The following is an 11,092-nucleotide window of genomic DNA, read 5'->3' on the forward strand; positions in this document are numbered from 1 at the left end:
CCGCAAGCTTCATTAAGATTGGGTTACCCAAGCCGTTTGTAATGCATTTCAGAAATCAAGACTTTCAATCAGCGGTTAAAATAGGGTTTGGCCACAGGCTCTCAAGGGAAGTCCTATGTGCCTGCCCTTGAGTCCTTTTGGTTAACTGAGTTAGAAAAAAATAGTTAATCCTTTAATCATGAAAATTATGGCCAGAAATTAAAAAGGCCTGGTCCAATGTCCAGGCCTTAGGTTATAGGTAGGGGTTTTACAAACTGTCAAGGAGTGCTATTTGACTTCGGTGTAGTCAGCATCAACTACATCGTCGTCACCAGACTGGGTCCCGGTTTGACCGCCGGCCTGACCGGCCTTGGCTCCTCCAGGTTCCCCGGCCTGAGCGCCACCTTCTGTTTTCTGGGCATAAAGTTTTTCAGCCAGTTTATGCGAGGCTTGGGCCAGTTCATCGGTTGCCCGACGGATGGCCTCCTCGTCATCGCCCTCCATGGCTTTCTTCAGGGCTTCAATTTTATTTTCAATTTCTCCCTTTAGGGTGCTGTCGATATTGTCACCCAGGTCGCGCAAGGATTTTTCAGTTGTGTAAATCAAGGTGTCAGCGTGGTTTCTGGCCTCAATAAGTTTTTGTTTTTTCTTATCCTCTTCTGCATGGGCCTCGGCTTCCTTGATAAGCTTCTGGATTTCCTCTTCGGATAAACCGCTGGAAGCCGTAATGCGGATGGACTGTTCTTTTCCTGTACCCAGGTCTTTAGCCGAGACATTGACAATGCCGTTAGCATCAATGTCAAAGGTAACCTCAATTTGGGGTACTCCCCTGGGTGCAGGTGGAATACCGGTAAGTTCAAACCTGCCCAGAGTCATATTGTCCGCAGCCATTGGTCTTTCACCCTGCAGAACGTGGATAGACACTGAGGGCTGGTTGTCTGCGGCTGTGGTAAAGATCTGGCTCTTGCGCGTTGGAATGGTGGTGTTGCGTTCAATGAGTTTGGTAAAGACACCACCCATGGTCTCGATACCCAGAGAGAGCGGAGTAACGTCAAGTAGAAGAACATCTTTCACATCACCGGTCAGGATGCCGCCCTGAATGGCTGCGCCCATAGCCACAACTTCATCCGGGTTTACGCTCTTGTTGGGCTCTTTACCAAAGAACTCAGCCACCTTTTTCTGAACCAGAGGCATACGGGTCATGCCGCCAACCAGGATGACTTCATCAATGTCAGAAGGCTTAAGACCTGCGTCTTCTAAAGCTTTTCTGCATGGTTCAACTGTCCTTTCCACCAGGTCTTCTACCAACTTTTCCAGCTTGCCCCGGGTAAGTTTTATATTCAAATGTTTCGGACCGGTCTGGTCGGCTGTGATAAAGGGCAAGTTAATCTCAGTTTCCATGGTGGAAGATAGTTCTTTTTTAGCCTTCTCAGCCGCTTCTTTCAGCCGTTGCAGGGCCATCCGATCCTGGCTTAAGTCTATACCGTTTTCTTTTTTGAACTCATCGACAATGTAGTTGATAATTCTCTGGTCGAAGTCCTCACCACCCAAAAAGGTATCACCGTTAGTAGCCCGAACTTCAACTACATTATCTCCGACTTCCAGGATAGAGATGTCAAAAGTACCGCCACCTAAGTCGAAAACAGCGATCTTTTCGTTAACCTTTTTGTCCGAACCATAAGCCAGCGAAGCAGCAGTAGGTTCGTTGATTATCCTTTTTACATCCAGACCGGCAATGCGGCCAGCATCTTTGGTTGCCTGGCGCTGACTGTCGTTAAAGTATGCCGGAACAGTGATAACTGCTTCTGTGACCTTTTCTCCCAAGTAGGCCTCTGCATCGCTTTTGAGTTTCTGCAGAATCATGGCTGAGATTTCAGGTGGGCTGTATTTTTTGTCGCCTACCTGAACATAGGCATCCCCATTGGGTCCGGGGACAATTTTATATGGACATCTTTGTTTCCATTTTTCTATGGCCGGGTCATCAAACTTGCGGCCCATAAGCCTTTTGACGGCAAAGATTGTCTTTTCCGGGTTAGTCACAGCCTGTCTTTTGGCAATTTCGCCAACTAGCCTTTCCTTCTCGGTAAAGGCCACAATAGATGGAGTTGTGCGTCCTCCTTCAGGATTGGTAATACATTTGGCATCCTTGCCTTCCATTACATAGACGCAGCTGTTTGTAGTTCCCAAGTCTATGCCAATTATTTTTCCCATAACATTAGCCTCCTATTTTGAAAGAAATTTTTCAATTTTAATTCATAAGTCCGTTTACGCAGAAGTAAAGGGATATAGATTTATTTTTTCTCACTTTTTTTGCTGACCATAACCCTGGCTGGTCTGAGCAAGCGATCATGAAGCTTGTACCCTTTTTGCATGAGCTGGCATACCATGCCTTCTTCCATATCTTCACGCTCTTCTTGAGCCATGGCCTCGTGAATATTGGGGTCAAACCTTTCACCTTCCTCACCCACTGGTTCAAGGCCATGTTTTTTTAAGGTTTCTTTAAACATCTTCAGGGTCATTTCCACCCCTTGCAACAGATCCTTGCATGCCTCTGTCTTTTGGCCATGTGTGATTGCCAGCTCCAGATTGTCCATGATTGGTAAAATATCTTCAATAATGGTAGAAGTGGCAAATTTACAAAATTCTTCTTTCTCTCTAATAAGTCTTTTTTTTAAATTTTCTGAGTCTGCCAAAATACGTAATACTTCCTGCTGCTTGTCCTTTAATTGCTCACATTCCGAACAAAATTTTTCCTCGCAAATTTTTTTCAACTCTTCGTCATTTAAACTTATATCTTTAGTTTCCTGAGTCTGTGGCCGTTCTTTTTTATCAACGGGCTGTGTATTTTTGGTTTCTTGTTGTTTTTCCTTATCCATATTATCCATACCCTTTCCTCCGATGTTATATTTTATGTAGAGAGGCAAAGCCGCGCGTTTCTACAGAGCCTGTGGCCGAACCTTTTTATTAACTTAATTTCCAAGGTTTATTTCAGTCTTGATTTCTTTCATGCTGGTACAAAGACTTGGACTCATCTAAAACTTGCTTGCGGACAGAGCATAATGGGATATTTTAGGTAAACAAATATTCTTTTATTATCGATAGTTATGGTCAATATCGCAAAGTATTCAGCCCATTCATCCCGATGCTCTGTTTTCCGCAAGCATCACTAAGATTGGGTTACCCAAGCCGTTTGTAATGCATTTCAGAAACCAAGACTTTCAATCAACGATTAAAATAGGGGTTGCCCACAGGCTCTGCAAACGATTCACGACTAAAAATGCTTGCGGAATATTTGACTAAGTATTTTAGCCATCAAGTCAACCGTTGGAATGACTTTTGAGTAATCCATGCGCATGGGACCAATAACGCTGACCACACCTAAAGTATCATCTTTTATGCTGTAAGGTGATGATATAACACTATATTCTTGCAACTCTTCTAAGTTTTGCTCTTCACCCAAGATGATATTTAATCCTCTGGATTCGATGGTCTTATCTAATAATTGCAAAAGCTTAGATTTTTCCTCTAAGATTTTGAATAGATCACGCATAGCATTGATGTCGGAAAGTTCCTCTCCCTCTAAGAGATTGATTGTTCCTTCTACAAAAACCTGGCGGTTGTTCGCTTCAAAGGTGTCCTGAGCCAGCTTGAGTGCCTTTTTATAGAGGTGTTCAAATTCCAGGTGTGCTTTTTTCATTTGTTCTAATATTTCTTCGCGTACCTGGTACAGGGTTCTACCCTGAAAGGAATCATTTAAGAAATTGCTATACTTGATCAATTCATCAGCAGTGATATCTTTATCAACTTGAATAACTTTGTTTTGAATTAGCCCACCATCCAGAATCAAAACAGACATAACCAAGCCGGGTCTAAGGAGAATAAAATCAATTTGTTGCCATCGAACCAGGCTTTTTCTGGGAGTCAGAACCATACTTATCTGGTTTGACAAAGAGGATAAAATTTTTGAGGCTTGGCTTAAGGTCTGGGGTAGATCTGGGCCGACCTCTTCCAATGTTTTGCTGATTCTTTGCTGTTCTTCCAGAGGAAGAGGGTTGATAGTTAAAATAGAGTCTAGATAGTAACGCAAGGCCTTGGTCGTTGGCACACGGCCCGCAGAAGTATGTGGCTGGGAAAGGAGACCTCTTTCACTTAAATCGGCCATAATATTTCGGATTGTGGCCGGGCTTAGATTAAGCTGAGATTTTTTGGCCACAGTCCTGGAACCCACTGGCTGGCCTGTAAGAATATAGTCCTGGATTAAAGTGGATAAGACGTCTATTTCCCTTTGTGTTAACCTCATATGATGACACCTCTTTAGCACTCTAGCGTATAAAGTGCTAAAGAGTTAATAACGCAAAATACACCTGTCAACCGTAATATAAAATTTTGAGTTGTTTTCTGGGCAAGGGAGAACAGGTAGTGGCAGGCGGCAGTCCGTTCTGGAGTCTTAAGAGCCTGTGCCCACACACCATTTTGACTACCAGATTAGAAATCAGGATTGAAAAAATTATGAAAAATTGTCCTCTTAAGTAAGGTTCGGCCACAGGCTCTTAAGTATAATCAGAAATCAATAACCTTTTATCGAGAGTTTTTCCGGTCATTTTGCCGAACCGTATCGGATCGATTTTTACGAGTCACGAAAAATATAGTCGCGTAAAGCTTGTATCCAGGAGCGTGGTTTAATCCCGGTAATCTCGGTAAATTTAGAGCAGTCCAGGACGGAGTAAGGAGGACGGACCGCTTTTTGTGGATATTCAGAGGAAGTAATTGGATTGACCCGGCAGTGAAGACCGGCACACTTGATTGCTTCTGAAGCCAGCTCACACCAGGAAGCCTGGCCGCTGTTGGTCAGATGGTAAAGGCCATGACCGGCATTTTTTATCAGTTTAAGGCTGTATTTGGCCAGATCCAGTGTGTATGTTGGTGACCCCACCTGATCGTGAACCACATCCAGAGTTTCTCTATTTTGGGCCAAGTCTAAAATTTTTGCCACAAAATTGGACTTGCCCGGTCCGAAAAGCCAGGCCGTACGGATAATGATCAGTTTATTCCAAGAATTATCTAAAAGAGATTTCTCGCCCTCCAGTTTGCTCTGGCCATAGACACTTAGAGGATTAGTTTTGTCTTTTGTGGTATAGGGGGTATTTTTTTGGCCATCAAAAACAAAATCAGTGCTGTAATGAATGAGATAAATATCTCTTTCTCTGGCAATGTTGCCCAGCAAGGTCGGCAGTTTTTTATTTAGTTCATAGGCCAGGTTTCTTTCGTCTTCAGCCTGGTCCACTTTGGTATAGGCCACTGTATTAAAGATATGGCTGATCTCATTTTGGTCTACAAATGAAGCTATTTCTTCGGGGTCAAAGAGATTCAAGTCCTCTCGACCCGGGGTGAATACAGTCCAATTTTCATCCGTCAAAACTGTAGTCAGGGCTTGACCGAGCAAGCCGGTTTTTCCACCTAAAACAAGGGCACGTCCAGGATTGTTCATGTTCTGTCCTTATACCAATTACGCATAAAATTTTGATATTCTCCGGATTGGACCTCGCTAATCCAATCTTGATGTTCAAGGTACCAGTTAAGAGTTAATTCTAAACCCTTTTTAAAATCAACCGAGGGCTTAAAGCCTAATTCTCTGGTAGCCAGAGAAAAGTCCATTGCATAGCGCCGGTCGTGGCCGGGCCGGTCCTGTACGAATTTGAGTAAGGTATGAGGTTTACCTAAAAAGTCCAGGATTGCTTTGACTACTTCGAGATTAGGCTTTTCTGCATTTCCTCCAAAATTATAAACACGCCCAATTTTGCCTTTTTGCAAAGCCAAATCCACGCCTTGACAATGGTCCAGGACATAAATCCAGTCTCGGACATTTTGTCCGTCTCCATAAATTGGGATAGATTCATCTTGCCTGGCTTTTAAAAAAGCCAGAGGAATTAATTTCTCCGGGAACTGGAACGGCCCGTAATTGTTCGAGCATCGAGTGATAATTACAGGGAAACCATAGGTTTTATAGTATGCCCTGGCTAATAGATCCGCTGCAGCCTTGGATGCGGAATAAGGGCTGTTAGGGGCGAGAGGTGTCTCTTCAGAAAAGAGTCCTTCTGGTCCAAGGGAACCATAAACTTCATCCGTGGAAACCTGAATAAACCTTTTAATACCGGCTTGTCTTGAAGCTTCCAATAAATTTTGGGTGCCATTGATATTGGTAGTGATAAAAGGGGCAGGATCATTTATGGATCGATCCACATGGGATTCAGCTGCAAAGTTGATTACAGCGTCGATTTGGAATTTTTTGAGGATCTCTGGAACGAGTTCCCGGTCCGCGATACATCCGCGGATAAAGAAATACCGTTTATCACCATATTTCTTTTCTATTGGAACCAGATTCTTGAGGTTGCCGGCATAAGTGAGTTTGTCAAGGTTGATGACTTTAACGTCTGAATAATGTTCGAATAAATAGTAGATAAAGTTAGAGCCAATAAACCCACATCCACCGGTAACCAGAATGTTCATGTATCCTCCTTAAGTTAGTTCAGACTGCTCCGTTATTCCTTATAATGTTTTGGGGTCGCGGTCCAGAAGCAGATAACGTTTGACAGTTGTTTTGAATAGATATTTTTGTACCTCATAGAGGATACCTTTGGGCAAATATTGTAAGATTTTTCTCCTATATTGAAAAATATTGGATTCTTCAAGGGAGATGGCATTGGCTGAGTAGGGCTTTCGCACCTAAATCTTAATTGAGGGGTAAGGGTTAAGGATTAAAAGGGGTAAGGGTTTGGTCACAGGCTCTTAAATAAAAAGCACCTAGCGAAGTAGCAAATTTGGTTGCGATTGCCCTGCTTTTTGAATTGAAAGTAGTTGCCAATATCTCAAATTTTGAATAAAGATAGCTTTAGTATTGGGCGGTTAACTCAGTGGTGAGAGTGCCATCTTCACACGGTGGAAGTCCGGGGTTCAAATCCCCGACCGCCCACCAAACCAGCACAAGACACGAAGAAAGGGCAGGCAACTTTGGCCTGCCCTTTCATTTGTTGCGTAATCCCTTGATAATTTTAAAACATTTATTTTCAGACATGCAGATTGTCCTTTTTGAACCGGAAATACCACCAAATACTGGAACCATTGCCAGGCTGTGTGCTGCCACGAATACTGTTTTGAATCTGATTGAACCATTGGGTTTTAGCTTGGAGGACAAGTATTTAAAGAGAGCCGGCTTGGATTATTGGCCTCATGTTAGCCTTAGGGTATGGAAGGATTGGACAAGCTTTAAAAGCAGTTTGAGTCCGGAGCAGAGGCTGGTCATGACCAGTGCCCGAAAAGGTCAAAATTATACTCGGTTTGAATTTGAAGAAACGGATATGCTTGTATTCGGGCCGGAGACCAGGGGCTTGCCCGAGTATATTTTAGATGAGTCCCCCTACCTGATACGGATTCCTATTTGGGGCAAGGTTCGCAGCCTAAATCTTGCTAATTCTGCCTCTATTATTTTGTATGAGGCTTATAGGCAGACAGGGAAGATTTAAGAAAGTAGTTGATAAGCTGGGAAGTTGAGAAGATAAGAAGAAGTTGTTTTATGGATTTGCCATCCACCCATCTTCCTATCTTCCTATCTTCCTAACTTCCTAACTTCCTAACTTTTCTAAATAAGCGCTTGCCTTACTTGTTCTCTTAGTCGGTCAAGTTCATAGCCTGTTACTGCACAGCCATTTTTAGGACACGTGGCCTGGCATATGCCACACCCGCGACAACGGACAGTATCGACTTCGGCAATTTTTTTGACCAATCCGTCAGAATTATACTCTTTTAATGTAATTGCTCCTACCGCACATACATCAATACAAAAACCACAACCGTCACAATTTTCCTCAATAATATACATTTTGCATAATTCGTCGCGGAATCCTAGTGTCACACAGCCTTTACAGTTTTCACATCCACCACAATGCAGGCAACGGCCGGTTTCTGCAATCAGCTGATCCAAAGTAAAACCCGCCTGTTCCAGAGCAAAACTGTGTAGCCGTTCTTCCACTGGCAAACATTCAGGTTTTTGATCAGGCTTTGGCTCAATATTTTCTTTTGTATAAGGCAGAGGTTTTAGTGATATGTAATATTTTTGTTTATTTTCTTCTTGGAGGTTTTTACCCTGTAGATATTTTTTTATGGATTCTGCTGCTTCTTTGCCACTATTTATGGCTTGTGAAGCGTAACCGATTCTAAATACATCTCCGGCCATAAAAATATTTTGGTCCGATACCTGAAAGGTGTGGGGATTAACATCAAGGCGTCCGTCATCAGTATATAACTCCTGTAAATAATCTCTATCAGGTAACTGGCCTATGCCGAAGATTACATAATCTGCCTCAAGGGTGATGAGATCGTTGGGATCGAACTGAGGATTAAATATTTTTTGTCCGTCTTTGAGATCATAAACCGAAGTACAACGAGAAAAGGTTAAAAGCAGTTTGCCGTTTTGCCTTTCTATGTTTTGCAGGCCTCGGGAGTAATAAAATGCTACTCCTTCTTCCAGACCTCCCTTTTCATCCTCTTCATTGGCCAGGATTCCATCTTTGGATGACCTGTCACTAGATTCCAAACAGGCCAGGGCCGCATTGGCTCCATAACGGCGTAATGAGCGTGCAGCATCTATGGCCACACCACTTCCGCCAATAACTACCACCTGTTTACCCGCATATTTCTTTTCATCCAGTCGACCTTCGCTGATAGCAGCCAGGATATCGATAGCGTTTTCTACTTCTTCAAAACCTTGGGCAAATGGGGGTACAGGGCGGGGTAAATGAGTTCCGGTGGCAATTAGGATAGCATCATAGTCCTCTTTTTTTAATGAGGAAATGGAAGGTCTGAAGTTTAAATGAATCTCTATCCCCAAAGGACTGATGACCTGGTCTATGGCGAAATTAAGAATTTCATCGGGCAGTCTGAATGATGGAATAAAGCGAAGTGCTCCCCCTAACCTGGACCTTGCCTCAAACAAACTTACTCTATATCCTTCTTTGGCCAGAAAGAAGGCCGCACTAATACCGGCAGGTCCTCCTCCTACAATGGCTATTTTCTTTTCTATACGCGCAGCAGGCTTGATTGGTCTGTATGCAGGCAATGCACCGGTGATCACTTTGTCCCTGTACCAGTCAAAGACAAACCTTTCTATAAACCTGACATGAACATGAGTGTCTACTTGTTTCCGGTTACAGTATTTTTCACAAAGGCCACAGACATAACCACATACACCAAAAAGTGGATTGATATGAAGAATTTCATCAAAAACAGTGAGAAAAATTTTTTCATCAACCAGGTTGCCTTTAATACCTTGAGCTAAATAATGTAGAAGGACATTGTGACGCTGAATGGGTCTTTTGATAGGACAGGCATTTCTACATGGAGAAATAGATAATGAAACTCTCTGAGTCATTTGGACATCCTCTCATTTTTTAGTTTGTTGTTCGTAATTATGAATGACTGCGTAAAATTTGGGAGAAAGATGAAACAGAAATTCCTTTGTAAATAAATAGTTACGTCATAGCAGGTTCACCGTTTTCAGGGTAAACTGGATTTGTGCTGTGCGATTTTTATAGGCGCCATTGAAGAGTGAAATGAGGACCAAACTTTATCAGATTTTTTGTAAAAAAACAAATCTTCAGCGGAAAAATCCGTAGATTTTCGATGAAGCGTTGATATTTGCAGACAATCGGCATTTGTCACATGTATCACAAATAATTGACAGAGGTCTTTTAAATGTTTTTAGATGATAAGTAAATAAGTTGTGAATTCAATATGTTGCGAGAAGAAAAGTCTTTGTTTAAACAAAGACCGATTATTTTGCCAGATAGGTACCAACTTGATGCTAACTGTTATTAATTATTACAAAAGTATGTTCCGATAAATTTTCATGAACGAACTTTTGATTTTCCTTAGCCTTTGTTTTGGCCTGGACCTTCTCCTAGGCGATCCGGGGACTTGGCCTCATCCTGTACGTTTTGTTGGGGGTATTCTTAATTTTTTTGAGAAGTTTTTTCGTAAGTTGAATGTGAATTTATATCTGGCTGGTTTTTTGGCGTTGATAACCGGAACGGTCGGAATATGGTCTTTGGTTTACTTTTTGACATTTTTGCCGGTCATCGGAAAATTTTTTGCACTTTATCTGGGGTATGCTGCCCTGGCTCTGGGTAGTCTGATCAGTGAAGGGCGCAAAGTTTTGTCATTACTTACGGCGGGCGAGTTGGAGGAGGCCAGGCATGCCCTGTCCTTTTTGGTCAGCCGGGATACGAGGGTTATGGGTGAGCAGGACGTGTGCCGTGCTTTAGTGGAAACATTATCGGAAAATTTTAACGATGGTTTTTGTGCCCCTTTTTTTTATTTGGTTTTAGGCGGACCTGCCGGGGTTTGGGTTTATAAATTTGTCAGTACCATGGATTCTATGTGGGGGTATAAGAATCGTAAGTGGCGGCAACTTGGTTTTGCCGGGGCCAAAGCTGATGATATTCTAGCCTTTATTCCGGCCAGGCTCAGTGCCCTGTTTTTCTGGCTGGCTGCCAAGGTATTGCGTTTGCCAGTGGCGGTAAAGTGGAAGGAAGTGCTTGAAGATGCCCGCAAGACAGAAAGCCCCAATGCTGGCTGGCCCATGGCCATGGCCGCTCATATTTTGCAGGTGGAACTGGGTGGTCCGGCCGTGTACTTTGATCAGCTTAAAGATAAGCCTAAACTGGGCCTTTCCGGGGGGGTGATTACAGCCCAAAAAATAGAGCAGCTCATATCGATTATTTTAACGGCCGGTTTTTTGTTTTTTGGTGCTGTTATTGTGATAGGGCTTGTTTTTTCGTAAAAGAGTCTGTGCCTGAACCTTTTATTAACTTAATTTCCATAGTTCATTCCAGTCTTGGTTTCTTTCATGCTGGAACAAAGACTTGGACCAATCTACCCCAGTTGAATACTGGCAAGCCAGACCAGCTTCGCTGGATTCAACGGGGTAAAAGGTTTGTTTGCGGGCAGAGCATAATGGGGTTTTTGGGGTAAATGAATATTCTTTATATTGTCGATAGTTATGGTAAATAGTCCCGGATATTTAGCTTTGTCACCCCGATGCTCTGCTTATCCGCAAGCT

9 protein-coding genes and 1 tRNA gene are annotated in these 11,092 nt (G+C 42.9%); 3 read left to right on the forward strand and 7 right to left on the reverse strand.

What is annotated here, in order from left to right; all coding sequences use genetic code 11:
• Positions 1-267: 267 nt before the first annotated feature.
• The 6 genes from dnaK to AC3WVG_RS10490 form a co-directional block, all read right to left on the reverse strand.
• A complete protein-coding gene (gene dnaK, locus AC3WVG_RS10465; RefSeq protein ID WP_488798067.1) occupies positions 268-2,190 on the reverse strand; it encodes a molecular chaperone DnaK in 1,923 nt (640 codons plus the stop codon).
• Positions 2,191-2,270: 80 nt separating this feature from the next.
• Positions 2,271-2,864 carry a nucleotide exchange factor GrpE gene (grpE, locus tag AC3WVG_RS10470; protein ID WP_488798068.1) on the reverse strand — a complete coding sequence of 198 codons (594 nt, stop codon included), beginning with the start codon at positions 2,862-2,864 and terminating at the stop codon, positions 2,271-2,273.
• Positions 2,865-3,250: 386 nt separating this feature from the next.
• Entirely contained in the window at positions 3,251-4,279 is a 1,029-nt protein-coding gene (gene hrcA / locus AC3WVG_RS10475) for a heat-inducible transcriptional repressor HrcA (protein WP_488798069.1), read from the reverse strand.
• Positions 4,280-4,606: 327 nt separating this feature from the next.
• On the reverse strand, positions 4,607-5,467 hold the full coding sequence (gene rfbD, locus AC3WVG_RS10480) for a dTDP-4-dehydrorhamnose reductase (protein WP_488798070.1): 861 nt from the start codon (positions 5,465-5,467) through the stop codon (positions 4,607-4,609).
• On the reverse strand, positions 5,464-6,486 hold the full coding sequence (gene rfbB / locus AC3WVG_RS10485; protein ID WP_488798071.1) for a dTDP-glucose 4,6-dehydratase: 1,023 nt from the start codon (positions 6,484-6,486) through the stop codon (positions 5,464-5,466). The genes rfbD and rfbB overlap by 4 nt, the downstream gene beginning before the upstream one ends.
• 39 nt (positions 6,487-6,525) lie before the next feature.
• Positions 6,526-6,702 carry a hypothetical protein gene (locus AC3WVG_RS10490; protein WP_488798072.1) on the reverse strand — a complete coding sequence of 59 codons (177 nt, stop codon included), beginning with the start codon at positions 6,700-6,702 and terminating at the stop codon, positions 6,526-6,528.
• Positions 6,703-6,876: 174 nt separating this feature from the next.
• Here AC3WVG_RS10490 and AC3WVG_RS10495 point away from each other — a divergent pair.
• A tRNA-Val gene (locus AC3WVG_RS10495) sits at positions 6,877-6,952 on the forward strand.
• Between the two features lie 97 nt (positions 6,953-7,049).
• Positions 7,050-7,499, forward strand: coding sequence for a tRNA (cytidine(34)-2'-O)-methyltransferase (locus tag AC3WVG_RS10500; protein WP_488798075.1), 450 nt, complete (start codon positions 7,050-7,052; stop codon positions 7,497-7,499).
• A 116-nt stretch (positions 7,500-7,615) separates the two neighbouring features.
• Here the strand turns inward: AC3WVG_RS10500 and AC3WVG_RS10505 are convergent, their stop codons facing one another.
• Entirely contained in the window at positions 7,616-9,403 is a 1,788-nt protein-coding gene (locus tag AC3WVG_RS10505) for an FAD-dependent oxidoreductase (protein WP_488798073.1), read from the reverse strand.
• A gap of 477 nt (positions 9,404-9,880) precedes the next feature.
• On the opposite strand from AC3WVG_RS10505, the gene cbiB reads away from it, so the two are divergent.
• A complete protein-coding gene (gene cbiB, locus AC3WVG_RS10510) occupies positions 9,881-10,813 on the forward strand; it encodes an adenosylcobinamide-phosphate synthase CbiB (RefSeq protein WP_488798074.1) in 933 nt (310 codons plus the stop codon).
• Positions 10,814-11,092: the final 279 nt, after the last annotated feature.

This window comes from Desulfovulcanus sp. (assembly GCF_982781345.1).